The following is a 25,043-nucleotide window of genomic DNA, read 5'->3' as shown; positions in this document are numbered from 1 at the left end:
TGGTTTCAGGGTCTCAATAAAAACTCGCGGGCATCTTTGACACTGATTTCCGGAATTTCTTCCATCGGCATATGACCTGCGTCGTCATAAATAACAGACTCTGAATTACGGATCTTTTTCATAAAAGATTTTACGTGGCGAAGAGGAATCCAGCGGTCTTTTTTACCCCACATAATCAAGGTCGGTTGATTCATATTTTTCATGTAGCCAGTGCGGAAGCCACCAATATTTCGTATGTAATGAACAACACGGGCGGAAGCAGCTCGGTTGCCTTCCCGCATCGACAGGTCGTAATAGAGATCTACTTTTTCTTTTTTGACCTTAGAGCGGTCGCCGTACACATCTTTAATTACCGCCCAGAATGCAGCTTTAGGGTACTTCACGGTCTGGCTTAAGAAGGTTGCACCCGGCAAGGCCAGCGATATCAGGAGCCAGGGAGTAACGAACAGAAAACCGGCCGAGTCGATAAGGATAACTTTTTTGACTTTCTCCGGATAACGGCCCGCAAACTCCCAGCTCATCCAGCCGCCTAGCGAGTTGCCCGCGAGCATGCATTCACTGATGCCGAGAGCATCGGTAAAGTCGTTCAGAAAGTCACTGTAGATATGTTTAAACATGCCTTTTGGGTGAGCGCCGGTTAAGCCATAGTTCGGTGCATCGAGAGCGATTACCCGGAAGTCTTCTTTCAGGCTATCTATCCACTCTTCCCATGTGTGCAGCGACGAGAACATGCCGTGTAACAGAATGAGCACAGGGCCTTCACCAACATCACGGTAGTGCACATCCATTCCCTGAACCTGAATAAACTTAGAATCAGCGTAGGCGTGACGACGCTTGATCTCGTCCAGTGGAATGCCGTACTTCTCTTTAAACAACGACTGCAGCATGTTGGCCTCTGATATCCGCAATGTTGGCGACCGTAGACGCCCTGACTGGTAAAATTGGGTCTTATTTTATCAGACACCTGTATTATCACTATGGTCGAAAGGGACTTTTTTGAAGTTATAGCAGAAGCCAGCCTTATGTTCTTGCTGGCGTTTGCCGCGGGCTCAATCCTTCCTGTCGGATCTGAGTGGTATCTTGTGTTATTGCTGGAGCAAGGCGCGATTGCCTGGCTGGTGACTACTGCTGCGATTCTCGGGAATACATTCGGGGGCTGGCTAACCTTTGCGTTGGGGGTGGGTGGAAGGAAGCTCTATGAGCGTTCACACGAGTTACCGCGCCGCTTCCAAGTTGCCGAGAGCCTTTTTGCGCGTTACGGCCGTTGGTCGTTATTGTTCAGCTGGGTGCCTTTGCTGGGTGATATCCTCGTTGGGCTGGCCGGTGTCGCGAAGCTGCTGTGGAAGTCTTCTTTTGTGCTTATTTTTATCGGCAAAGCATTGCGCTACCTTCTTATCTACAGTGTCTGGGCTGGGCTTACCCATCTATGAGTTATCTATTGAAGGCGACTTTGTGCGCGGCGGACGAAGGGCGTACACCTGATGACTTTCTCTTCTGGCTTCTCCCCCGACATTCGGAGTACGAACGTACTCAGCTTCTTGTCAGGGCCACTCTGGGCAGTACGCCTTTGAGCGAAATTGAGTACTTACCAGGTAGCGGCGAGCTTTCAGTGCTCCTGGAGGATCATCAGGAGGATGCAGTAGCGGGCGGTTGGCAGATCGTCTGGGAACGTCACGACCTGATGGTGATATGTAAACCCCACCAACTGCCCGTAAGCCGCACCACCCGTAACTTGTTCGGTACTCTGATCTCAGAAATACGCAGGCATACCCCGTGGCGGGATGCGCGCCTGATGCATCGGCTTGATGCAGAGACTGCAGGGCTTATCCTTATTGCCAAACATGAGGCTGCAGACCGGCGCTGGAAGAAGCGCCTGAACAGGCTGGTGGCAGTTAAGGAGTACTATGCCTGCGTCTGGGGAGTACCTTCCTGGGATCACCTGGAAGACTTTACCCCTTTGTCAGAGCGTGCCGACAGCGAGATCCGGACGCGTATGTATCCGGTCTTTGATGGAGATTCTGACGTATACCGGAGCGTGAAACAGTGCCACTCGGAGTTTGATGTTATCGAAAAAGAGGGGGAGAGTGCTTTAATCCGGTGTCGGATTCATACCGGTCGAAAGCATCAGATTCGTGCTCACCTCGCAGCGCAGGGGCATCCCATTGTGGGTGATAAGATCTATTCAAATGACGGCAGTTTTTACCTGAAGAGACTGGAGGCCCCGCTAACAGCTGAGGATCTTCGGGAACTCGGTGCCAGTCATCAGTTATTGGTGGCGAGCAAGCTGGTACTTAACCTTCCGGGTGAGGACGTCACCGTTACTCTTCCTTCAGCGCTTGATCAGCCGACGGAGATTGAGCTGGCACGAGAATACTTGTCGTATAAGTGACTGCTGGCACAACTTCGTTTTGAGCCAGGCGTTTGAGTTGTTCGTACACAAGGTGTCCCATGTTTTCGAAGTCGATGCTGACCAGCCCATGAAGCAAGCCTTGTCGAAGCATCTCTCGGTGCCCGGTACTGATCTGGCCGACACCCGCAATGATCCGGGTATCCAGGTTTTCCTCCTCAAGCGCAGACATGGCTGCCTTGAACGCTCTTTCATTGACCACAGGCCAATGCCCGACTGAGACCAGAAGGTCAGGCCGAATATCACGCAGGATACCTGTTAACTGATGCAATGCTTCTCTGTGATGGGCGTTAGGAAGTTTTGGGCAACGGGTCGGTTCTGCCCAGCCCCCTTCGCCCGATAAACGCTGCCCGGATTCAAGTGGGATATCGCCGGCGAGATAGCGACGCAGCGCATCGACACGAATAGCGAGGTTCGGGTCGTGATCCACTGTCATGATACAGATGCTGCCTGCCTCAGGGGCCGTTGCAAGCGCAAGCCTGCCCAGATCACGACCAAAGGCTTCGTTGTCGGCGCCGACGTATGGGAGTGAGGCGAGCTTGTCCTCCTTTTTGAAGGGGGAATCAAACGTCATGACTGGAATGCTGGCCTGAGTCAGCCGGTCTGCAATGAAGGATGACTGCGTCACCGAAACCGCAATTGCAGCGTAGCGCTCACTGGTGAGCGCCGCCTCAATAGCTCTGGCCTGTAAGTGCGCGTTCGTTGGTTCTGGGGAGCCCAGTAGCTCGCAGAAATTACCTTCCTTCCGCGCTGCTTTATCGCATGCATTCCAGGCCAGTACGAAGTTTGGGTCTGACGTGCTCTTAGCAAGCAGCCCGAAGATCTGCGCTTCAGCGACAACCTGAGCAGAAAAAGCTGAGAGTACAATACTGAGAAAATATTTCATTGATAATATTATCAATTCTCATTAGCTAGTGTTTGTCCAAGATAAACCTTGTGGCCTGTTTAGCAAAGGGTGGGAAGGCAGTATTTTTTCCGGGTTGATTAAAGAGGGTTACTGGCTGGTTCTGTTGGGGTAAAAACTGGCAGGAATAAAAAACCGGGCACTCGGCCCGGTTCTTTTTAACTCTTTGCTTGCAGTCTCATACTGTCAGGCGCCGACGTGATAGCAGGCTAAGAGAGGCAAGCATCAGCCAGAACAGGTTGACTGCGCCACCACCGCCGCCACCGGAAGAGGGCTCTGTCTCTACACTCTCTGTCTGTTCTTCATCCGGCAGAGCTGCGGCAACCGCCTCGACATCAACCCGACTGTTTATCTTATAGTCGACCAGATTCATGTAATGCGTGCCGTAAAGCCCGATATCTTTGAGGTATATGTAGTACACATTTTGACTAAAAGCTCGAGACGCCAGCGTGACATATTCATGGGGTTCACCCTGAAACTCCATAGTGCCCTTATCCAGCATGACCAACCAGTGGTGCACGCAATCTTCCTCTATAGTGCAGCCCTCAGGTCTGTCTGTTGAAACCATACCCCCCTCCTGAATCTCGAAAGGAAAATGTGGCATATCTATAATCTCAGCTTCTCTCGTGTATGGGTTATCGACACTATGAAAGTAGATACCATTTTTACCTACGGAGTAGGTCATCCTTGGCTCACCGAAATATGTGAGCGTCGAGTCTCCATATTTATTTTCATTTTCGGGTGACACGCTTTCAATGTATTCGACGAGGTATTCCGGAAAAATAGTCGGATAATTAGACCGATAGGTATACGTTATTTCTCCCAGAGGTAAATAATCAACGAGCGACACTGTATTAAACTCATCGGGCGTGAAAGGATCTGTCCCTGTATTAATCTCATAGATATCGTGGGCGCCGTCGTTATCAGAGTCGAGGCCGACATCGTACATAAACCCACTCCAGGGGAGAGGAATCAGATCCCCGCCCCGTGAGTCCCGGTAATCCAGCTGATCTTCAATAGCATCTGGAATACCATCAAAGTCGTCATCGGGGTTACAGGCATCGCCAAAGAAATCGTAATCTTCAATTAAGGCTTCCTGAAGTGGATTGTATACGTTAGGGCAATTATCACCGCCATCAGGAACCCCGTCTGAATCTGAATCTGCGTCGTCGTAGTCGCACTCGTCTTGCAGACCGTCGCCGTCGCTGTCTGTTAAGCCAGACTGCACCATCGGACATGTATCCAGAGGAGCAACGAGATTATCAAGTTCATCGTAGTAAGGCTCCGTATCTTGTCCACTAACGAGGCGTTTTACACTCAGGTATGGTGGTGTCTCGCCATCCACTAGCTCATAAGAGAAAGAGACCGAGATTAAACGGGGTCCGTCCGTTATCAAAACTGCAGTTACTGATGGGTCATAAGTAGGTAACAATGTCTCACCATCAATGGATAGCTCGGTAATTGCAACGGTATCTGGGGCAGTTTCGATCGCTATAAGGAGGTTGATGATTTGCGTTTCAGTAAAGTTAGTTGCGAAAACAAATCGGCCGTTTGCTGAGGGATTTGAAGAATAGTCTTCTTCTAACTCATATGGGGGCAAAAAGAAGTCAACATCATTGTCGTTTGTTATCAGACCCCCTCCCTGGCTCACCATAAGGAAGGACTGTGCTGTACTTCCGAATTTTACGTCGAGATTGTCTTTCGTCTCTGGTGTTGAAGCCGATGACATGGGGTCAGACTGCAATAGCACTTCGATAAGATTGCTTACCCCATCGCTATCGCTGTCCATGTCATAATCGTCGGGGTTTAAATAATCTGAGCCTAGATCAGATTCAAGCTGGTTGGTTAAGCCGTCATCGTCTGCATCATCGTCGCAGAGGTCACCAATATTGTCTTTGTCTATGTCTAATTGATCAGGGTTAGAGGTGTTTGGGCAATTATCCCGGCTGTTAGAGTGGCCATCTTCATCTGAGTCCTCTTCGTATAAGATATTCCCCATCACCAGGCGATCTCTCGCTTCTGTTGGCTCGTTGTATCTGATGGAAACTATTGAGATGCCCGCAGGTATCGGTAAGGAAACGAGTTCATCGAAATACCCGCTAATATTTACACTGACTGGATTCCCATTGACGAAAAACTCAAGCTGATCTTCGATTGCGAAAGCAAAAGACTCCAGATACAAAACGCTGCTATTCAAAGGCCTGACTGCAAGATCAGCTTGAGTTATTACGCTTCCGGCAAGGTCGTGTTCAAAAGGGGCTGGTATTGAGAATGTATTTCCATTCACCTCCTGAGTCCCTTTAATACCAGTAAAATGAATGACGCTATCGAGATCATCAGTGATGTTGAAGTCTTTAGATTCTATTGAGTCAGGAGTCGATGTCTCGTCATTTGGATCTGAGCCGAGCAGAAGCTCCGCAAGATTGCTGCTATCGTCATTATCGGTATCGTTAAGTCGATCAGAAAAATCGGTTGGGTCAGTACCTAGCTGCGCTTCAAGTGCATCACTGAGACCGTCGTTATCGTCATCATCATCACATGCGTCGCCGAACTGGTCATTATCAGAGTTAGTTTGGCTGGGATTGGCAACTTCCGGGCAGTTGTCCAACTCGTTAGCGATAAGATCTCCATCACTATCAGTATCTGAAAGGACGAAGGGTGAACTAAGAAGGGAGAGAAGTATTGTGAGGCTGATGACTCTGGACACGGATATTTCCTTATTAGTGTTTGAGTAGAGCTTATCACGGCAGTGAATCTGGTCGACTGGCTTTACGCGACACTGTCTTTTCAGACATAAAAAAACCGGGCACATGGCCCCACTGCTGTCCCACAGTTTTGGGATCATATAACGAGCCTCATCTGAGGCTCGTTTTTGTTTGGGTCGGGTGGTGACGGACTTAGCACCTCCTGAAGCGTCTTTCGCTCAAACAGATTCATCTGTAAGACCCTTAACATCCTCAACACCGTCCAACCCGAGCGTGCTGCATATCGCGCGTAAGCAACCAATAGATAGACTGTCATCGCTATCCATATCTGTGTCATCACTGCATTCCGGGATCGCCCCAAAAACGTCTTAATCGATAAGCTCTGTTTGATGGCTTTAAAGAAGAGCTCAACTTGCCAACGATCCTTGTAAATCCCTGCAATGGTTTTAGCCGAGAGATCAAAATGATTGGTTAAAAACTCATAGGTTTTGTCTGTTTCTGAGCAACGGTAGACCACTCGCCTCATGGGGGGAGCACCTCGCTTCAGTGCATGTGCGCTGTTAGGTTGTATGTCTTGATCCGCTAAAACCCCGCTGTTTGGCTTGACTGGATACTCGGCGTTAATCTCATAGACAGCATTGGCTCGTAGTCGAGTGACAAAGAAAACTCCTTTATCTGTCAATGTCTTATACCACTCGTAGTCAAAGTAGCCCTTATCGAAAGCAACGATACTTCCCTTAGGGAAATCAAACTTTCGGCCCTCGATCATATCGCTTTCATTGCCATCGCTGAGTGCCACGAACTCTGGAATCAGAGTGCCATGATTCAGACCGACACTCAGTTTGACGTTCGCGGTGTCTTCCCGATGTGCCGCCCAGGGAAATAGATTCATGGCCAGATCAATCGCGCTGGCATCCAGTGAATAGAGAGGATTCTTGAATCGGAATTTGTGCTTGCCCGGTGTGTTTTTGCAACGTGCAAGCAACTTTCCGAACAGTCCCTGATAAAGCTCCGCTGGTTGTTTTTCATTAAGTCGAGCGAGTGTAGACCGAGCAATAGGCTTGGCTCCAAGGTGGTAGAGCTTGTGGCGTTGAGCTTCCAGGTTGGAGTGAATATCCCTCAAGCTCTGTCGATCAGAAATCTGGGATATGAACATGCCAATGAACTGGTCCCATCGAGTAGCAGAGCGCAGTTTCTGGCCGGAATGATGGATTTTTGCGAGGGACTCAAACTCATGTCTCGAAACAGGTTTGAGCAACTGATGAAAAGCGGTGTTATGATGTGACAAAGCCTGATTCCTTGGTTTTTCTGGTGTGTGGTAACAACAGAATAACACTTGGAGTCAGGCTTTTTCATTTGCTGTCCCAAAACTGTGGGACAGCAGTGGGCACATGGCCCGGTTTTTTTAACGACGTTGAGTACTACCTAATAAGCAGTTACAACAGGCCGTTTACGGCATCAACGACCGCATCGGTGGTGATACCGAATTCTTTGAACAGTTCGCCTGCTGGTGCGGATTCACCGAAGGTATCCATGCCAACGATGGCGCCGTTCAGGCCGACAAACTTGTACCAGTAGTCTTTGTGCAGAGCTTCAACCGCAACGCGAGCAGTGACTGCTGCTGGCAGCACCTGCTCCATGTACTCAGCGCCCTGGGCACAGAAGACTTCGGCAGAAGGCATTGAAACAACGCGGATGTTCTTGTCGCTCAGCTTCTCAGCCGCTTCGACCGCCAGAGAGACTTCAGAACCGGTGGCGATGATGATGGCATCCGGCGTGCCTGCACAGTCTTTCAGGATGTAACCGCCGCGGGCGATCGCTTCAACCTGCTCGGCGTTGCGTTCCTGATGTGGCAGGCCCTGACGAGAGAAAATCAGAGCAGAAGGGCCGTCTTTGCGCTCAACTGCCGATTTCCAAGCCACTGCAGATTCAACGGTGTCGCACGGACGCCAGGTCTGCAGGTTTGGCGTGTTACGCAGGTTGGCTACCTGTTCAACTGGCTGGTGAGTCGGGCCATCTTCGCCCAGACCGATGGAGTCGTGGGTGTAGACGAAGATTGAACGCTGCTTCATCAGGGCAGCCATGCGTACGGCATTACGTGCGTATTCCATAAACATCAGGAAGGTGGCGCCGTACGGTACGAAACCTTTGTGCAGGGCAATGCCGTTCATCATGGCGCTCATGGCGAATTCACGCACGCCATAGAAAATGTAGTTGCCGGACGCGTCCAGACCGCTGACGCCTTTGCAGCCATTCCAGAGGGTCAGGTTAGAACCTGCGAGGTCAGCTGAGCCACCGAGGAATTCCGGCAGCATAGGGCCAAAGGCGTTGAGTGTGTTCTGAGACGCTTTACGCGAAGCAACGGTTTCGCCTTTTTCCTGGCATTCGCGAATGTAGGCATCGGCTTGCGCCGCGAAGTCTGCAGGAAGGTCACCCGCGATGCGACGCTTATACTCAGCTGCAAGTTCTGGGTAGGCAGCTTCATAAGCAGCGAACTTGTCGTTCCAGGCGAATTCTGCCGCAGCGCCTTTTTCTTTCGCGCTCCAGCCTTCGTATACGTTTTCAGGAATTTCGAAAGAACCGTGTTTCCAGCCCAGACGCTCGCGGGTCAGCGCGATTTCGTCGTCGCCAAGAGGCGCGCCGTGGCACTCTTCTTTACCTTCTTTGTTCGGTGAACCGAAGCCAATGATGGTTTTGCAGCAGATCAGGGTTGGCTGATCGCTGTTCGCACGTGCGGTGTCGATAGCCTGCTTGATCTCTTCAGGATCATGGCCATTGACCTTAGGAATCACCTGCCAGCCGTAGGACTCGAAACGCTTAACCGTATCGTCGGTGAACCAGCCTTCGACTTCACCATCAATAGAAATGCCGTTGTCATCGTAGAAGGCAATCAGTTTTCCCAGCCCCAGTGTGCCAGCCAGAGAGCAGGCTTCGTGGGAGATACCTTCCATCATGCAGCCGTCGCCCAGGAACACGTAGGTGTTGTGGTCAACGATTTCGTGGCCTTCACGGTTGAACTGACCTGCCAGAACTTTCTCTGCCAGTGCCATACCGACGCCGTTGGCGATGCCCTGACCCAGTGGACCCGTGGTGGTTTCGATGCCAGGTGCGTAACCGTACTCAGGGTGACCCGGAGTTTTGGAGTGCAGCTGACGGAAGTTTTTCAGATCGTCGATCGACAGATCGTAACCGCTGAGGTGCAGCAGGGAATAAATCAGCATAGAGCCGTGACCGTTAGACAGAATAAAACGGTCGCGGTCGGCCCATTCAGGATTCTCCGGGTTGTGTTTCAGATAGTCGTTCCAGAGAACTTCGGCGATGTCTGCCATGCCCATCGGGGCGCCTGGGTGTCCTGACTTGGCTTTCTGCACGGCGTCCATGCTGAGTGCGCGGATGGCATTTGCCAGTTCGGTACGGGTGGTCATGTAACGACTCCTGATCACGATTGCTTAGCATTGTCGGCAACCATCATCAGGGGCAGCCGAAAAAGGGGCGCTATTGTCCCTCAAGTACCGGAAATGGGCAACGCCGTCGGGCGGATTATGATCAGATAAAACTGTAAAGAGTCAGAGACGGTTGATCTCGTACGCCGCCATATTAACCGCTGTTGCAAGATTCAGAGATTCGATGGCGCCACAGCCGTTGATTGTAAAGGTATGCGGATCAATCGTATCGAGTGCTTCGCGGGGTACGCCTCTGGCTTCATTGCCGAATACGTAGCAGTCGCAGCCTCTGAATGAAGAGTGACTCATGTGCTCTCCATGCATATCCAACGTAGCGATATTACGGAAGCGGTGGGGCAGAGACATCAGGTCGACATCAAATTCCATGGGAACATGAAAGATGGCGCCCATACTGGAACGAACCACCTTCGGGTTATATGGATCAACGCTGTTCGGGCTGAGCAGCAGACGGAAACCACCAAACCAGCCCAGAGTGCGGATAATGGTGCCCAGATTCCCCGGGTCCTGAATTTCGTGAAGGTAAACAGACTTAAGCTCTGGCGCTGACGCTGGAGACAGGTCTGCCATATTCACAACGGCGACCATACCTTGCGGTGATTTCGTGTCCGATAACTGAGACATCTGCTTATTGCTGATGACTTTCTTCTCGAAGGGCGCTGGCCAGTCTTTGTGCTGCTCAGTCACGTACAGGATCGTATTCCTTACCAGTACTAGGTTATCAGCACCAGCTCGCTCGAGCTCCAGAATCAGGTGCTCGCCTTCGACCAGAAACTTCTGGTGGAGCTGACGATATTTTTTCTGATGCAGCTTGCGAATGTCTTCGAGTTTCATTTTTCGCCTAAGAGAAGCTGAGAGCCCTTGAAAATAACCATGATACCGTTCACTAATGATTCGCGGCTCAGGTGATAGTCATTGACGGCCCAGTTGCGAGTGGCCTGAATAATACCACCAACGATTGCATTACCGAGGACTTCTGTCTCTTCCGTGTTAAGCGGCCATTCTTTCACGTAGGCCCTGGATGCGCCCATCAGAATCATAACGAAGCGGCGTATATAGTCATTGTACAGGCCATGCATGTAATCACTGACCCCTTCGGCCTCAAACATACAGACTTTGGCTACTCTGGGATCTTCCATTTCGACGAAAAAATCGTTCAGGAGGTTGCGGATCAGTTCTTCGGGGAAGATCGTGCCTTCGATATTTGTGAGTGATTTCTGCAATCGGGCAAGAATGCCCTGTAAGCATCGCTCGTACACCTCAATCAGGCATTCCTCCATGGACGAGAAACTTTCGTAGAAGTAACGATCGGTCAGGCCGGCTTCTTTGCAGAGCTTACGGACCGTTGTGGCGTGAAAACCTTCGTTCCCGAACAGGTTAAGACCGGCTTCAACGAAGCGCTCGCGGCGTTGGGCTGTACGCTGCTCTGGGGTTAAACCCCGATAACTGCGGCCCGATGAGGTGGTATTGGTAGACGTCATCTGGCTATTTGACATCACGTGTCGTCAGAAGTAAAGTGACATTGTGTGTCGTCAGATTGGCAGGCGTGCGTTTACTAAACGAGGTAGAGCAAGATGCAGCAACACAACATTGTCATTATCGGTAGCGGCTTTGGTGGACAGTGCGCCGCTATTAACCTGATCAAGCAGGGGCGCGAAGATTTCGTCATCCTTGAGCGTCGCAGCTTTATGGGCGGCACCTGGTCTCAGAACACCTATCCTGGTGCTGCGGTTGATGTTCAGTCACCGCTGTATTCCATCTCTCATGAGCCATACCCTTGGACGCAGATGTTTGCCAATCAGAAAGAACTGAACGAGTACACCGAGTTTGTTATCAGCAAATACAACCTGCGTGAGCGGACGCACACGGGGTGTAATGTCGCTAAAGTTGAGTGGCAGGATGACATCAGCCGTTGGCATATCCACCTCGATAACGGCGAAGTTTACGAGAGCCAATTTATTATTAATGCCTCTGGTCCATTGAGTACACCGGTTATTCCGAACTTTAAGGGTAAAGATAATTTTAAAGGTAAGTCGTTCCACACCAACGACTGGGACCACAGCTACGACTACAAAGACAAAAAAGTCGCCATTATTGGTAGTGGTGCGAGTGCTGCCCAGATTATTCCTGAAATCGCCAAAGACGTGAAAGAACTGCACGTTTTTCAGCGTACTCCGCATTGGGTTATGCCGCGCCACGATAAGAAATTTAAGCCATGGCAGCGTGCTCTACTTAAAAATAAGCTGATGTACAAATTACTGCGCTGGAGTATTTATTGGGGGCTTGAAACCCGTATTCTTGGTTTTAAATACTCCGAAGCCGGCTTGAAGGCAGCAGCGCAAAAACCAGCGTTGGCACATATCAAACGTCAGATTAAAGATCCGGAGTTGCGCGCCAAAGTAACCCCTGATTACACGATCGGTTGTAAGCGTATTATTCTGTCGAACACCCTCTATCCAGCGTTCTGTCGCGATAACGTGTTCCTGCACGATAAAACTGACGGTATCGACGAAATCACAGAAACTGGAATCAATACAGAGAAGGGTGAAAAGCTCGATTTCGACCTGATCGTATACTCCACGGGCTACGATGCAACCGATGGCGTTATCTCTTACCCGGTTGTTGGCCGTGGTGGTAAAGCGATCAGTGATGTTTGGGAAGATTACCCTCGCGCTTACCTTGGGACAGTCATTCCTGACTTCCCGAATCTGTTCATTGTGACCGGGCCGAATACAGGTATTGGTCATACTTCTGCGATTTTCGTGATTGAGGCCCAGATGAACTACATCATGCAGGCAATTCACCGTGTACGTGGTGCACATGCGAAATCGATCGAAGTGACACCCGAGGCGGAAGAGCGCTACACCAATCATATTCACAGCGAAATGAAGAAAACCGTCTGGGAAAAAGGCGGCTGTAACTCCTGGTATAAGAGCAAAAGCGGCAAGGTAATCGCTATGTTCCCGGGGTTCAGCTGGGCGTTCTGGCTGCTGGCTAAAAACTTCAAACGTGCAGATCACACTATGCGTTGAGTGATTTTAAATTACGCCAAAGCGGGGTGTTTTCTGATCATATATTGGCCGAAAGCACCCTTTGAAATACGGTGAGTTAACGTACAGTTTAGCCATCATAAAAAACGTATGACAACAGACACTTTTCAGGCGTCGGCCTGATGCCTGAAGGAGAAAAATATGAAAAATCTGAGCGGAAAAGTCGCAGCAGTAACCGGTGCAGGTTCTGGTATTGGCCGTGCGCTGGCTATCAACCTGGCACAGAATGGCTGTAACGTTGCACTGAGCGACGTTAACGAAGCAGGTCTCGCTGAGACGGCCGAGATGCTTAAACAATATCCGGTTAAGATTACTACCCAGAAACTGGACGTATCTGATAAAGACGCCTTCTACGCATGGGCAAATCAGGTTGTCGCAGACCATGGTAAAGCGAACCTGGTGTTCAACAACGCGGGTGTTGCTCTGGCGGGTACCGTGGGTGATCTGTCTATTGAAGACTATAAGTGGATCATGGACATCAACTTCTACGGCGTACTGTACGGCACGAAAGCGTTCCTGCCACACATGGAAGCCGCTGGTGAAGGCCACATTGTGAACATCTCCAGTATCTTTGGTCTGGCGTCTCAGCCCCTGATGAGCGGCTACAATGCTTCTAAGTTCGCGGTACGCGGTCTGACCGAATCTCTGCGTCAGGATCTGGATATTGCAGGTTCTTGTGTAAGTACTACCTGTGTACACCCAGGTGGTATCAAAACCAATATTGCTCAGTCGACTCGCTTCAACGAGAAGTCGTCTGAAATCACTGGCGCAAGCGCAGATGACTCCAAAGCAGAATTCGAGCGTCTGTTTATCACCACACCAGACAAAGCAGCAAAAACCATCATCAATGGCGTTAAGAAAAACAAGCGTCGCGTACTGATTGGCCCAGATGCTGTTGCGTTTGACCTGATGGTTCGTACTCTGGGTTCCTGGTACCAGAAAGTCATCGTTTCGGTTATGAAACTGCAGGCAAACCAGAACCGTAAGAAGAACAAAACTGCTTAATAGCTGAGGCATTCTGATAAAAGCGTCACTGCATGAAAATGCAGTGGCGTTTTTTTATTCCAGTAGGATCTTGAAATGGAAAATTATCGCAAGGATGTTGTTGTCTCACTTTTGAGATATTTACCTCTATTTATTCTTGTTCTAATTAATGTCGGATCAAAGCCCTCTCCATCCGAAGAGTTATTGAAAGATAGACGAAGTGAATGTGGAGTAGTCAGGAGGATAAAAGCCGGTAAATATGGGCCTGTCGTGCACTTCGTCAGTGACTTTCCATTTAAAAAGGTAGTGGTAAATCAGCCTCGCTCGGCTCAGGCGGGACTATGGCAGGCTTTCAGAGAGGGACTTCTCGGTCAAAGGTTATGTATCGATAAAGTTCGTCGTTCAGTCGATGGAAATTACAACTTCGTGGCACAAATTCGTAAAAATGATCAAGCCTTACTGGATGAGCTCATGATTCGACACGCCTATTTCTGGATCAATACTGATTATAATCGCGCGGTAAAGTGGCTTACTCCTCTGATGATTATCCTCTCGATAGTAACTATTCCGCCGTGGCATAAGATTTTTCGATGGTTGCGTTATCGTCATAAGTGATACTATAGTGATACTTTATATTGTCGAGTATCAGCTATGAAAACTGAGCTAGTGACCAGCCTGAAACGTCAGGCAACCCGCATTCTTGCTGATCTTCACGAAACCAAAGAGCCTGTGCTGATTACAGAACATGGTCAGCCATCGGCGTATCTTTTGGATGTTGATGATTACGAGCAGTTGATGACCCGCATGAGCATCCTTGAAGGGATCGCTCGCGGAGAGCAAGCGGTTAAGGATGGTCGCGTTATGTCTCATAGTGAAGCTAAGGACCGGCTTTTAAAATGGATGAAATAACTCCGGTTGAAGTAATCTGGACGGAGGCAGCTGTTCAGGATCTTGAGTCGTTAGCAGAATATATAGCGCTCTCTAATCCGGTGGCAGCCAGTGAGCTGGTGTCTCGTGTATTTGAAGTTGTCGAGCGTCTTGCCCAATTTCCTGAGTCGGGGCGTTTCCCTCTGGAACTCGAGGGTTTTCCTTACCGCGAAGTTATTGTTAACCCTTGCCGTGTCTTCTACCGAGTTGAGAACAGCAAGGTGTTTATTCTTCATGTTTTTCGCCATGAACGTGATGTCCGCCGCTTTCTTGCTGGATCTGAATAAGGACGCCTGGCTTAACCCGGCAGGCGCCCTTCTTTCTCAGAGTAATGAAGATCTGGTTAACCTCCCTTCAGTGCCTCTTTCACTGACTCTGCGATGGGCGTCGTTGGTCGGCCAATGAGTCCGCTCAGAGTCTGGCTTTTATCGTACAAACCTCCCTGTGAAGCCCCCGTGTCTGAATCGGCAAGCATATGTGCCAGTGGTGCAGGTAAGCCAGCTTGCTCAAGGGCTGACGCATAGTCTGCTTCAGGAAGGTTGACGTAACCGATCTCTTTCCCGGTTTGTTGGCTGATTTCCGCCGCCAGCTCTGCGAGTGTGTAGGCTTTATCGCCAGACAGTTCATAAATTTTGCCACTCTGATTGTCCATGGTAAATACTTTCGCAGCAGCAGCGGCGTAGTCTGCTCGGGCTGCAGACGCGATCAGACCATCGCCTGCACAGCCGTAGAGTGTGCCCAGCTGAAGCGCTGCGGGAATGCCTGCTGTGTAGTTTTCGCTGTACCAGCCATTGCGCAGCAGGGCGAACGGAATGCCAGATTCCGACAGCATGGCTTCGGTGGCACGGTGTTCTTCGGCAAGCCCGAGTGGCGAGGTATCTGCGTGCAGAATACTGGTGTAGGCAATCAGCTCTATGCCATTTTCTTTCGCAGCGTTAATGACATTCTGATGTTGCTGGGCACGTTGTCCCACCTCGCTTGAGGAAATCAGCAATAATTTTTTAATGCCTTTGAGGGCTTCGATCAACGTGCCTGGTTCATTGTAATCAGCCTGGCGGACGGTGATCCCGCGCTCAGCGAGATCACTGACACTTTCTGGGGTTCTAACCAGTGCGGTTATTTCTGATGCAGGTGTTGTCGTGAGCAGTTCATCGATAACAAGGCGTCCGAGTTGGCCTGAGGCTCCGGTGATTGCAATCATTGTATGTACTCCGTATGTGCTTTCGTTGTGTGATGGAACCACTTTAGACGCTATACTTACTTTTAGTAAGTACGCACCAAAAGGTAAGTATGATGAGTGGACCTTCAAAAACAGAAAAGTCGCCGAAGCTATCTGAACGCTTCGAACGCGGAGATCTCTTTGCAGCCCCCTGTCCGTCAAGGGATGTTCTGAATCATGTGTCGAGTCGTTGGGGCGTTCTGGTACTGATTGGTTTGCGTACCGGCACACACCGTTTCAGCGAGCTGCGCCGAAAAATTGATGGCGTCAGCGAGAAAATGTTGGCTCAGACACTTCAGGCTCTTGTTAAAGATGGCTTCGTCAGTCGGGTATCCCATCCGGTCGTTCCGCCTTTTGTAGAGTACAGCCTGACACCAATGGGCGAAGAGGTTTCCGAAAAAGTGATGGCTCTGGCTGACTGGATTGAAGAGAACTTTGCCAGAGTACTCGAAGCCCGGGATAGTCTCGACTCAGTCAATTGAACTCCTCAGCCTGCAGACAGACAAAACTCTATATTTAAAACGGAGCAGTAACATGGCCTCTCAATTCAGGACCGAATGTGACAGCATGGGCGAAGTGCAGGTGCCTGCCGATGCTTTGTACGGCGCTCAGACTCAAAGAGCGATTGATAACTTTTCTATTTCAGGTCAGCCAATGCCTGAACGTTTTATTCGTGCACTTCTTACGCTGAAGCGGGCAACGGCAGAAGCGAACCTCTCGCTGGAGACGCTGGATTCCGGTAGGGCTACTGCCATTGTCGAAGCCGTCGATCAGTTACTGAGTGATCCAGCATTAATAAGCCATTTCCCCGTCGATATTTTCCAGACGGGGTCGGGCACCAGTTCAAATATGAACGCGAACGAGGTGATCGCAACACTGGCGTCACGGTCACTTGGCTCTGAGGTTTCGCCTAATGATCATGTCAATGCGAGCCAGAGCAGTAATGATGTGATTCCCTCCGCTTTGCACATGTCGGGCTTTATTACGCTGTCAGAAGAGCTGTTGCCGGCGCTCTCTCATCTTGTTGAAGTTCTGGAGCAGAAGGCGGCATCGCTTGCTCATATTACTAAAACCGGACGTACGCATCTGATGGACGCGATGCCCGTACGTTTCGATCAGGTGTTAGGTGGATGGTCGGCACAGATCGAACACGCCATGCGTAATCTTGAAGAGGCTGGTAGTGAATTACAGGGTCTGGTGATCGGTGGTACTGCTGTTGGTACCGGCGTGAATGCTGATGATGATTTTGCTGAAAGTGTATGTCGTTATCTGAATTCCTACCTTAACAGCGATATAAGCACTGATTTCAGCAGTTCGGCAGAGCAGGGTTTCTATCCGGCGAACAGTCGCTTTGCGGGCATGGGAGCGCAGGATGTTGTGGTTGCGGTGTCTGGGGCCCTGAAGACTCTTGCGGTTGCTTTGATGAAGATATCGAATGACCTGCGCTGGATGAACTCAGGGCCTCTTGCAGGGTTGGGCGAGATTGAACTGCCCGCTCTGCAACCTGGCTCATCCATTATGCCCGGTAAGGTGAACCCGGTGATTCCGGAAGCCGTCGCGATGGCCTGTGCTCAGGTGATTGGGAACGATACAACAATTACCGTGGCGGGACAGTCCGGTAATTTTGAGCTGAACGTGATGCTGCCCTTGTTTGCGAGCAGGTTGCTGGACAGTATGCAGCTAATGAGTCGTTCTGCGACCAGCCTGGCCGACGATGCAATTCTTGGCTTTACGGTACGGGAGACATCGGTGACTGAACCCTTGGCAAAAAATCCGGTACTGGTGACAGCGCTTAATCCTGTTATTGGTTATCTGAAGGCGGCTGAGGTAGCCAAGGCTGCGTATCAACAAGGGCGTCCGGTGTTGGATGTTGCGGCAGAGATGACGGATCTGAGCCGCGAAGAGTTAGAGTCTCTGATGGACCCTCAGGCACTGACTGAGTCAGATCAGAGTTCGTAGGTCGCTTTGCAATAGGCAACGCCTGAAGCCAGTAAGTATTTCTGGCAGACATTGAGTGTGCAATAGAACTCGTCTGTCCTGGCTTCATCCGGGCGGATAATTTCTGGCTCTCCCTGGTAACCTTTCTTGCAGAGCTCTGAGGCCCGGCGGTGCCAGATATCTTTGAGATTACTAAGGGTCCGTTCTTTGGCCAGCATCATGGCTGGTAAGCTCTCATGACGTACTTCAATAACATGCACGCCTTCGCTGACTTCTTTGTTGATGTAGCCATCGGTCTGAGCAGGCTGTTCGGGTGAATCGAGCTGAACGGCCTGATAGTCCAGGGGCGCGCAGCCAGCCAGAGTGAACAGCAGGGTGATAAGTAAAACCGGAATTAATCGCAGGGCGTTCATGAACAGCCTAGAGTGCCTTGATGTAAAAGGCCTATTCTGCCGTAATTTTAGCGAAAATGCCTCTGCTCAATGTCGCCAGATCGTCAGCATGTAACGCAATTTCCAGCCCGCGGCGCCCAGCGCTGATATGAATGCGTGGCAGAGCCTGTGCTGAGGCGTCAATCACAGTCGGAAGCGCTTTTTTTTGCCCGAGAGGGCTGATGCCTCCTACGACGTATCCGGTGGTGCGCTCAGCGACTTTAGGATCGGCCATTTCGGCTTTCTTTGCCCCCACGGCTTTAGCGATGGATTTCAGACTCAGGGTGTTTGAGACGGGAAGTACTGCGACAGCTAACGTGCTTTTATGGCCACTCAGGCTGACCAACAATGTTTTGAAAACACTGTCTGGGGGCAGCCCGAGTTTCTCAGCCGCTTCAAGACCGTAGCTTTCAGCGTTAGCATCATGGCTGTATTCAAGCAGCTCATATGTTATGCCGCCTTTTTTCGCGGCGTTTACGGCAGGGGTCACTCGACGTCTCCGCTGTAAACGCCGATGTAACGAAAGCGCGGTTGTGACCCTTCGGCCGTCGTCACCTGTTCTGTGAACATGGTCAGGGGGCGTACCCAGTGGCTGAAGTCACCGTAGAGCGTGCGGTAATGAACCAGCCACTCTTCTGTTTCACTGTGTCGGACCAGCCCAAACACTTCATAGTCGCTACCCTTATAGTGGCGGTAGCGACCCGGTTGTATCTCGGGTGTTTCGCTCATCTCTGGTATTTCGCTCGCTCAGTCAGTCTTCTTCCATCTCGAAGCGGACCTGAACCTGCTGGCTGATGGTCTGCTCCTGAATTTTCATACCGCTGCCGCTGTCCGCTTTGGCAGACCGCATCATCGGGGCGCTTTCCATCATCATAACTGGCTGTGGGAAGTGCGCAGCCTGCTCCTGAATCCAGAGTACACCTGTCACTTTCTGCCCCAGAGTGGCCGCCATTTCTTCTGCTTTAGCTTTGGCATCCAGTAAGGCCAGGCGGCGGGCTTTGCTCTCGTGCTCTGCGGGCTTATCAAAGCCCAGGCTGGTGTTCTGAATACGGTAGCGCTCGTCGATCAGGACTTCTTCAAGAAACGGGCCGTATTTATCCAGCGTACGAAGAGTGATGGTAACAGGGCGAATAACCCGGTGACCGATCAGCTCGCGTTTGCCATTGCCCTGATATTCCCATTGAGGGTAATTGCTGATCCGGACTGATTCGATATCGTCTTCGGCAATGCCGTGTTCCTCTGCGACTTTCGATAGTTGAGCGAAAGCGTCATCGACTTTGTTTTTTGCGCGTACAACGTCTTTTTCCGTCGCACTGAGTTCAACGGAAAGCGTCAGGAAATCCGGATAAACATCCAGTTCCCCCTGACCGCTGACATCAATATAAGCGCTGTCACTGAGTGCTGGGGCGCTCATGCTGATGATAAAAAGAAATGTGCCCAGTACGGCAAGAAATCTGTTGTGAGTATTCATGGCAATCGTCCTGTGTGAATCTCTGAGCAGTATCAGCTACGGAAGTGGGTGTACCCTTCTTTGCTGAATACCAGTAATTCATTATTTTTGTGGACGCAGACATCTGCGTCGCCGGCAGTGACGCTACCTACGATCCGGCACTCGCGTAACCCTGCCGTTAATGCGCAGGCTTCAATGCGCTCGCGGGCATTGGCGGGTGCGGTGAACAGTAGCTGGTAATCGTCACCACCAGTCAGACATTCATGCCAGCGTGGATGTTCCCCATTGACTGCGGTAGGTATCTTCTCAGCATCCAGATTCATCACGACACCGGAAGCATTCGCTATGTGGCGGGTATCCTGAATCAGTCCGTCTGAGATATCGATGGCGGCGGTGGCCAGGCTCAGCAGCAGGTGCCCAAACGACAGGTGCACTCTGGGGTGATAGTAGGGGGCAGTTTCCTGATCGTCTCTTGTCGGGTCCCGGAGGACGTCGTCGAGTATCAGTGCTGCTCCTCCGACCTTGCCGGTGAGCCAGATGTCCTGACCCGGACGCGCGGCATCGCGTCGTAAGCCCAGTCCTCGTGGCAACCAGCCTTGCACAGCAACGGTAATGGTCAGATGTTCGCCGTACGTAGTATCGCCGCCTAACAACGGCATATTTAACGTATTAGCTGTGAGGCGTAGGCCAGCAGCAAGGTCACGGAGAAACCAGTCTTCGCTGTTGTTCAGTGTCAGGGCGAGATGAAAGCCTTGCGGTACAGCGCCCATAGCAGCAAGGTCGCTGGTGGCGCAGCGCAGTGCACGGCCAGCAATCAGGCCAGGCGGAGCATCAGCAGGAAAATGCACACCCGCAACCTGAGTATCAATGCTCTGGGCGAGTTCCATATCGGAGGGGGGAGTGATCAGGGAACAGTCGTCACCAATCCCCAGCAGCAAGTCACTCGCTGCCGGGTAACCGGTAGAAAAACAGTCGCGGATCAGGTCAAACTCTGAAGACCGCGCCAAAAGTCAGCCTTTACCGCCACGTATTTCCACCATACGCTCGCGTTGTGCCAGCTTATCGAGAACACCGTTAACGTATTTGTGACCATCGGTAGCACCGAAGGTCTTCGCCAGCTCGATGGCTTCGTTAATGACGACCTTGTAAGGCACATCAATACGGTGGCACATTTCAAAGGCGCCTAAGCGAAGAATCGCCAGTTCTACTGGAGTCAGCTCATCGATGCGACGATCCAGGAACGGCTGAATTTTTTCGTCCAGTACACTCTTTTCTTTGGGCACGCCATGAAGAATATCGTGGAAATACTCGTCATCCACTTTGCTCATGTCGTTGTCAGTGCGGAATTCGGCTTCGATGTCGCCAAGACCGCTACCAGACACTTGCCATTGATACAGTGCCTGCAATGCAAAGCGGCGCGCCTTACGGCGCGCAGCTGGGCTGGATTTCTGATGGCCAGAAGCTCGGGACATTGTCCTTACGCCTCCATTGCTTTGAGCAGTGCAACCATTTCAAAGGCTGACATTGCTGCTTCTTCACCCTTGTTACCTGCCTTGGTACCAGAGCGTTCGATGGCTTGTTCAATGGTGTCGACAGTCAGAACACCGAAAGCAACGGGGATATCGTATTCCATCATGACAGATGCCAGGCCTTTCGAGCATTCGCCAGCAACAAACTCAAAGTGCGGCGTACCACCACGAATAACAGCACCTAGTGCGATGACTGCATCGTATTTGCTAGACGCTGCTGCTTTTTTCACGACCAGCGGAATTTCAACTGCGCCTGGTGCGCGGATAATGGTGATGTTGTCTGCTTCAACGCCATGGCGCGTAAGAGAGTCGACAGCACCTTCAAGCAGGCTTTCAACAACAAAGGCGTTCCAGCGGCCAACTACGATGGCGTACTTGCCGTCGTTCGGGGTCAGATTCCCTTCGATTGTACGGATGTGTTTCATAATGATTTCCTGTCGGTCAATTATTCGCTGAATGGCAGATATTCGGTGATTTCGAGATCGAAACCCGAGATGCCACTGTATTTCATTTCAGAGCTGAGCAGTCTCATCTTACGGACGTTCAGTTCGCGCAGAATCTGAGAGCCAGTGCCGATCGTCAGGAAGGCACCGCTGCTGTCTGTGTTCGGGCTACGCATAGGCTTGGCGCGGCCAAAGAAGTTATCAAGAGAGGCACTGACGTCTTCTTTCTGATCCGCTGAAAGCAGAACCAGTACGCCTTTACCTTCTCTCGCAATATGCTCCAGGGCTGCCGTCGAGGACCAGCTACCAGATTCGCAGGTGCGCAAGCCCAGAACGTCACGGATCATATTATTGGTCTGAACGCGAACCAGAGTCGGTTCTTCCGGCTGGATATCACCCATCGTCAGGGCAAGGTGCGTTTCGTTCTGAATCGTGTCGCGGAAGGTAATGAGGTTGAAGTCACCAAACTCTGTGTGTGCTTTGTCTTCAGAGACGACCTCGATGGTTTTTTCGTTCGCCATACGGTACTGAATCAGGTCGGCAATAGTGCCGATCTTCAGGCCGTGTTTTTCTGCGAAGACTTCGAGGTCAGGGCGGCGGGCCATGGTGCCATCGGCGTTCATGACTTCAACAATGGCTGCCGATGGAATCAGGCCAGCCAGGCGAGCGAGGTCGCAGCCTGCTTCGGTATGACCAGCACGGCTCAGTACACCGCCCGGGCGCGCTCGCAGTGGGAAGATATGACCTGGCTGGACGATGTCATCTGGCTTGCCCATCGGGTTTACAGCGGCGAGGATAGTTGCTGCACGGTCTGCTGCTGAAATACCAGTGGTAACGCCTTCTGCCGCTTCGATAGAGACGGTGAAGGGGGTAGAGAACTTAGCACCGTTGCCCGCAACCATCGATGGCAGACCCAGATAGTCACAGCGTTCACCCGTCAGAGTCAGGCAGATCAGACCACGCGCCTCTGTTGCCATAAAGTTGATGATGTCGGGGGTGACTTTCTCGGACGCTACAATGATATCGCCTTCGTTTTCGCGATCTTCGTCATCCATCAGGATAACCATCTTACCATCGCGGATATCGGCAATAATTTCTTCGATACTGTTCAGAGCCATAATATTTCCCGGTTACTTCCAGAAGCCATTCTCAGCGAGAAACGCTGGAGTCAGGCGACTTTCATCGTGTGTTTTTTGTCCCAGAAGCTGCTCGAGGTAGCGTGCAATCACATCGACCTCCAGGTGCACTTCTGATCCGGCTTCCAGGTCGGCCAGAGTCGTTTCCTGCGCCGTATGTGGCACAATGTTCAATTCAAATCCGGTTGCAGTCAGCGCGTTGGTTGTCAGGCTGACACCCTCCACGGTCACTGAGCCTTTAGCGGCGATATAGCGACGCAAGTCGGCCGGGACTTCGACGTCAAAGCGGATTGAGCGCGCATCAGCTCTGCGTCCGCGGACAACACCAACGCCGTCGACATGACCGCTGACAATATGGCCGCCCATACGGGTCGTAGGCAGCATCGCTTTCTCAAGGTTCACGCGTGTGCCCGGTGCCCATTGCGCTATACGTGTGTGAGCCAGAGACTCCCGTGATACATCGGCTTCAAAGCCATCGGCATGGGCGGCAACAACGGTCAGGCAGACACCATTGGTTGCAATGCTGTCGCCGAGCTTTACATCGCTCAGATCCAGGCTGCCCGTATTGATCCGTAGGCGCAGATCGCCTTGCTCAGATCGGGTACTGGCTATTTTACCCACTGCTTCAATAATACCGGTAAACACGTCAGGCCTTCTTTGCTGCTGTAGAAGTGTCAGGGCGCAGCGTCAGCCGCAGGTCATCACCGACCATGCGAACGTCCTGCCATTGCCAGCGGATCTGCTGCTTCATCTCACTGAGTGGCAATGATAGCAGTGGCCGCGCGTCACTTCCGAGTAATGTTGGCGCGCAGTATACGATAAGTTCGTCGACGAGGCCTGCACTGACAAAGGCCGCCGCGAGTTTTGCACCGCTTTCGATCAGTACCTCATTGCTGCCCTGAGTTGCAAGGTGACGCAACAGAGCGTCGATGTCAGTGTGTTCATCACGTTCGCCAGCCCAATAACTCAGCGCCCCAATACCACTATCGCGGTTGATGGGTGATGCTGGAGGCGTGCGGGCAGCAATCAGAATGTCTTCGGGCTTGTCGAAGATCGTAGCCTCGTTACTGACACGGTGAGCACCGTCTACGATGACTCGCAGAGGTTGCCGGCGCAGATCTTCCGGGATATCCAGGCCCGCCTCATCAGGGCGCACTGTCATGGACGGATTATCGATGATGACGCTGTCGGCCCCGGTAATGACCGCGCAGCTTTGGGCTCTGAGCGCCTGAACATCCCGCCGGGCTGCACTGCCTGTAATCCACTGGCTTTCACCGGATGCCATCGCGGTACGTCCGTCGAGACTCATCGCAAGCTTTATCCGCACATACGGCAAACCTGTGCGCATACGTTTCATAAATCCAGCATTGATCGCAGTTGCTTCAGCTTCGAGACACGACTCGACAACCTCAATGCCTGCTTGTCTGAGCATCTCGTATCCGCGCCCGGCAACGCTCGGGTTAGGGTCCCGGACTGCGCCAACGACTCTGGCAACGCCGGCCTTAATCAGTCCTTCTGCGCATGGAGGCGTTCGGCCATAGTGGCTGCAAGGCTCTAGCGTAACGTAAGCCGTAGCGCCGCGTGCCTCATCACCGGCAACGCGCAGTGCATGAACTTCGGCGTGCGGCTCGCCGGCTTTCTGGTGCCAGCCTTCTCCGACTTTGACGCCGTCTTTGACAATAACGCAGCCAACTCGGGGGTTAGGGCTGGTCGTGCACAGACCTTTCTTTGCGAGTCGGAGGGCGTCAGCCATCCATTCCAGATCACTGGGTAAAATGCGGCTCATGATGATTTCTCACTACCAGGGTCATCAGTTCCGGTCTCTGAAGATTCTGAAGAGACGAGCGTTGAATTCCCGACAGCCTTAACGACGGCAGGAGAAGCCGCTTTCAAACTGATCCGTTCGATTTCGGCACGAAACTCTTCCAGGTCTTTGAAGCTGCGATAAACCGATGCAAAACGGACGAAGGCGACCTCATCCAGCGAGCGCAGCTCGTCCATCACCCATTCCCCTACGTCTCGGCTGGCGACTTCGCGTTCGCCAGTGGCTCTGAGTTTCTGTTTGATATGAGTGATGGCCGCCTCAATCGATTCGATGCTGACAGGGCGTTTTTCGAGTGCGCGCTGGATGCCTGAACGAAGCTTATCTTCGTCAAAAGGTTCACGCTTTCCGTCCTGCTTGATCACTCGCGGCATAACGAGCTCGGCAGTTTCGAAGGTGGTGAAGCGTTCACCACAGAGAATGCATTCCCGGCGCCGACGGATTTGTTCACCGTCAGCCACGAGACGTGAGTCTATGACTTTGGTTTCCGGATGTGCGCAGAAAGGGCAATGCATATTAAAGAGCGGTCCGTTCAAAGAAAAGCGGATAAAAACTGGCCGCAATGGTACTCAGGTTCTACCTTTGCGGCAATAAAAAAAGGGCCGCTGATGCGGCCCTCTGACAAGAACGGAATGTT

General features: G+C 51.5%; 28 protein-coding genes. 9 read left to right on the top strand and 19 right to left on the bottom strand.

The features are described 5' to 3' along the window. Nucleotides 1-5: 5 nt before the first annotated feature. Nucleotides 6-887, bottom strand: a complete 882-nt coding sequence (locus AC5E51_RS11150; RefSeq protein ID WP_491778603.1) for an alpha/beta fold hydrolase — start codon at nt 885-887, stop codon at nt 6-8. Nucleotides 888-1,022: 135 nt separating this feature from the next. Between AC5E51_RS11150 and AC5E51_RS11145 the strand changes: the two genes are divergently transcribed. Both AC5E51_RS11145 and AC5E51_RS11140 read left to right on the top strand, forming a co-directional pair. Continuing rightward, the gene (locus tag AC5E51_RS11145; RefSeq protein ID WP_491778602.1) at nt 1,023-1,430 is read left to right on the top strand and encodes a YqaA family protein; all 408 of its coding nucleotides are present in this window, start codon (nt 1,023-1,025) and stop codon (nt 1,428-1,430) included. After that, nucleotides 1,427-2,389, top strand: coding sequence for an RluA family pseudouridine synthase (locus AC5E51_RS11140; protein WP_491778601.1), 963 nt, complete (start codon nt 1,427-1,429; stop codon nt 2,387-2,389). Before AC5E51_RS11145 ends, AC5E51_RS11140 begins: the two co-directional genes overlap by 4 nt. Here the strand turns inward: AC5E51_RS11140 and AC5E51_RS11135 are convergent. The 6 genes from AC5E51_RS11135 to AC5E51_RS11110 all read right to left on the bottom strand — a co-directional run bounded on the left by AC5E51_RS11135 (nt 2,319) and on the right by AC5E51_RS11110 (nt 10,973). Next, the gene (locus AC5E51_RS11135) at nt 2,319-3,293 is read right to left on the bottom strand and encodes a substrate-binding domain-containing protein (RefSeq protein WP_491778600.1); all 975 of its coding nucleotides are present in this window, start codon (nt 3,291-3,293) and stop codon (nt 2,319-2,321) included. The two genes, AC5E51_RS11140 and AC5E51_RS11135, sit on opposite strands and share 71 nt — an antisense overlap. A 196-nt stretch (nt 3,294-3,489) precedes the next feature. Next, nucleotides 3,490-6,018 (bottom strand): thrombospondin type 3 repeat-containing protein, encoded by a 2,529-nt coding sequence (locus AC5E51_RS11130; protein WP_491778599.1) that lies wholly within the window; start codon nt 6,016-6,018, stop codon nt 3,490-3,492. Between the two features lie 134 nt (nt 6,019-6,152). Continuing rightward, nucleotides 6,153-7,304 (bottom strand): IS4 family transposase, encoded by a 1,152-nt coding sequence (locus tag AC5E51_RS11125; protein WP_068438871.1) that lies wholly within the window; start codon nt 7,302-7,304, stop codon nt 6,153-6,155. A gap of 148 nt (nt 7,305-7,452) precedes the next feature. Beyond that, complete coding sequence (gene tkt, locus AC5E51_RS11120) at nt 7,453-9,441, bottom strand: transketolase (RefSeq protein ID WP_068444036.1); 1,989 nt, start codon at nt 9,439-9,441, stop codon at nt 7,453-7,455. Between the two features lie 141 nt (nt 9,442-9,582). After that, nucleotides 9,583-10,311 carry a TrmH family RNA methyltransferase gene (locus AC5E51_RS11115; protein WP_491778598.1) on the bottom strand — a complete coding sequence of 243 codons (729 nt, stop codon included), beginning with the start codon at nt 10,309-10,311 and terminating at the stop codon, nt 9,583-9,585. After that, nucleotides 10,308-10,973 (bottom strand): TetR/AcrR family transcriptional regulator, encoded by a 666-nt coding sequence (locus tag AC5E51_RS11110; protein WP_491778597.1) that lies wholly within the window; start codon nt 10,971-10,973, stop codon nt 10,308-10,310. Before AC5E51_RS11110 ends, AC5E51_RS11115 begins: the two co-directional genes overlap by 4 nt. Nucleotides 10,974-11,051: 78 nt before the next feature. Here AC5E51_RS11110 and AC5E51_RS11105 point away from each other — a divergent pair, with 78 nt between their 5' ends. The 5 genes from AC5E51_RS11105 (at nt 11,052) to AC5E51_RS11085 (ending at nt 14,725) form a co-directional block, all read left to right on the top strand. Further along, nucleotides 11,052-12,509, top strand: a complete 1,458-nt coding sequence (locus AC5E51_RS11105; protein ID WP_491227774.1) for a flavin-containing monooxygenase — start codon at nt 11,052-11,054, stop codon at nt 12,507-12,509. Nucleotides 12,510-12,668: 159 nt separating this feature from the next. Next, entirely contained in the window at nt 12,669-13,532 is an 864-nt protein-coding gene (locus AC5E51_RS11100) for an SDR family NAD(P)-dependent oxidoreductase (RefSeq protein WP_301376727.1), read from the top strand. 75 nt (nt 13,533-13,607) lie between these two features. Continuing rightward, on the top strand, nt 13,608-14,126 hold the full coding sequence (locus tag AC5E51_RS11095) for a hypothetical protein (RefSeq protein WP_301376726.1): 519 nt from the start codon (nt 13,608-13,610) through the stop codon (nt 14,124-14,126). A 36-nt stretch (nt 14,127-14,162) separates the two neighbouring features. Then, entirely contained in the window at nt 14,163-14,420 is a 258-nt protein-coding gene (locus AC5E51_RS11090; RefSeq protein WP_301376725.1) for a type II toxin-antitoxin system Phd/YefM family antitoxin, read from the top strand. Continuing rightward, on the top strand, nt 14,408-14,725 hold the full coding sequence (locus tag AC5E51_RS11085; RefSeq protein WP_301376724.1) for a type II toxin-antitoxin system RelE/ParE family toxin: 318 nt from the start codon (nt 14,408-14,410) through the stop codon (nt 14,723-14,725). The genes AC5E51_RS11090 and AC5E51_RS11085 overlap by 13 nt, the downstream gene beginning before the upstream one ends. A 56-nt stretch (nt 14,726-14,781) precedes the next feature. Here AC5E51_RS11085 and AC5E51_RS11080 read toward each other — a convergent pair whose 3' ends face one another. Then, complete coding sequence (locus AC5E51_RS11080) at nt 14,782-15,639, bottom strand: SDR family oxidoreductase (RefSeq protein ID WP_068444022.1); 858 nt, start codon at nt 15,637-15,639, stop codon at nt 14,782-14,784. Between the two features lie 92 nt (nt 15,640-15,731). Between AC5E51_RS11080 and AC5E51_RS11075 the strand changes: the two genes are divergently transcribed. Then, nucleotides 15,732-16,139: a winged helix-turn-helix transcriptional regulator gene (locus AC5E51_RS11075; protein WP_068435490.1), complete on the top strand. Its 408-nt coding sequence runs from the start codon at nt 15,732-15,734 to the stop codon at nt 16,137-16,139. A gap of 52 nt (nt 16,140-16,191) precedes the next feature. Beyond that, nucleotides 16,192-17,616, top strand: a complete 1,425-nt coding sequence (locus AC5E51_RS11070) for a class II fumarate hydratase (protein ID WP_068444021.1) — start codon at nt 16,192-16,194, stop codon at nt 17,614-17,616. Here AC5E51_RS11070 and AC5E51_RS11065 read toward each other — a convergent pair. The 11 genes from AC5E51_RS11065 to nrdR are packed head-to-tail and all read right to left on the bottom strand — an operon-like array spanning nt 17,604 to nt 24,921. After that, nucleotides 17,604-18,008 carry a hypothetical protein gene (locus AC5E51_RS11065; protein WP_068441421.1) on the bottom strand — a complete coding sequence of 135 codons (405 nt, stop codon included), beginning with the start codon at nt 18,006-18,008 and terminating at the stop codon, nt 17,604-17,606. The two genes, AC5E51_RS11070 and AC5E51_RS11065, sit on opposite strands and share 13 nt — an antisense overlap. Before the next feature lie 31 nt (nt 18,009-18,039). Continuing rightward, a complete protein-coding gene (gene ybaK / locus AC5E51_RS11060) occupies nt 18,040-18,516 on the bottom strand; it encodes a Cys-tRNA(Pro) deacylase (protein WP_068441419.1) in 477 nt (158 codons plus the stop codon). Then, on the bottom strand, nt 18,513-18,755 hold the full coding sequence (locus AC5E51_RS11055; protein WP_068444016.1) for a DUF1653 domain-containing protein: 243 nt from the start codon (nt 18,753-18,755) through the stop codon (nt 18,513-18,515). The genes ybaK and AC5E51_RS11055 overlap by 4 nt, the downstream gene beginning before the upstream one ends. 22 nt (nt 18,756-18,777) lie before the next feature. Continuing rightward, complete coding sequence (locus tag AC5E51_RS11050; protein ID WP_068444013.1) at nt 18,778-19,497, bottom strand: SIMPL domain-containing protein; 720 nt, start codon at nt 19,495-19,497, stop codon at nt 18,778-18,780. A 32-nt stretch (nt 19,498-19,529) separates the two neighbouring features. Continuing rightward, nucleotides 19,530-20,483, bottom strand: a complete 954-nt coding sequence (thiL, locus tag AC5E51_RS11045; RefSeq protein ID WP_068444010.1) for a thiamine-phosphate kinase — start codon at nt 20,481-20,483, stop codon at nt 19,530-19,532. Between the two features lie 3 nt (nt 20,484-20,486). Next, a complete protein-coding gene (gene nusB, locus AC5E51_RS11040) occupies nt 20,487-20,948 on the bottom strand; it encodes a transcription antitermination factor NusB (RefSeq protein WP_068444007.1) in 462 nt (153 codons plus the stop codon). 5 nt (nt 20,949-20,953) lie between these two features. Then, nucleotides 20,954-21,430, bottom strand: coding sequence for a 6,7-dimethyl-8-ribityllumazine synthase (gene ribH / locus AC5E51_RS11035; protein WP_068444005.1), 477 nt, complete (start codon nt 21,428-21,430; stop codon nt 20,954-20,956). Nucleotides 21,431-21,450: 20 nt separating this feature from the next. Beyond that, nucleotides 21,451-22,566, bottom strand: a complete 1,116-nt coding sequence (gene ribBA / locus AC5E51_RS11030) for a bifunctional 3,4-dihydroxy-2-butanone-4-phosphate synthase/GTP cyclohydrolase II (protein ID WP_068444002.1) — start codon at nt 22,564-22,566, stop codon at nt 21,451-21,453. Between the two features lie 12 nt (nt 22,567-22,578). Next, entirely contained in the window at nt 22,579-23,229 is a 651-nt protein-coding gene (locus AC5E51_RS11025) for a riboflavin synthase (protein ID WP_068443999.1), read from the bottom strand. Between the two features lies 1 nt (nt 23,230). Then, nucleotides 23,231-24,370, bottom strand: a complete 1,140-nt coding sequence (gene ribD, locus AC5E51_RS11020) for a bifunctional diaminohydroxyphosphoribosylaminopyrimidine deaminase/5-amino-6-(5-phosphoribosylamino)uracil reductase RibD (RefSeq protein ID WP_491778596.1) — start codon at nt 24,368-24,370, stop codon at nt 23,231-23,233. Next, nucleotides 24,367-24,921 carry a transcriptional regulator NrdR gene (gene nrdR, locus AC5E51_RS11015; protein ID WP_301387762.1) on the bottom strand — a complete coding sequence of 185 codons (555 nt, stop codon included), beginning with the start codon at nt 24,919-24,921 and terminating at the stop codon, nt 24,367-24,369. The genes ribD and nrdR overlap by 4 nt, the downstream gene beginning before the upstream one ends. Nucleotides 24,922-25,043 lie beyond the last annotated feature (122 nt).

The sequence above is a fragment of the Thalassolituus sp. genome (genome assembly GCF_984348125.1).
This window is presented reverse-complemented; position numbering and strand designations above follow the sequence as displayed.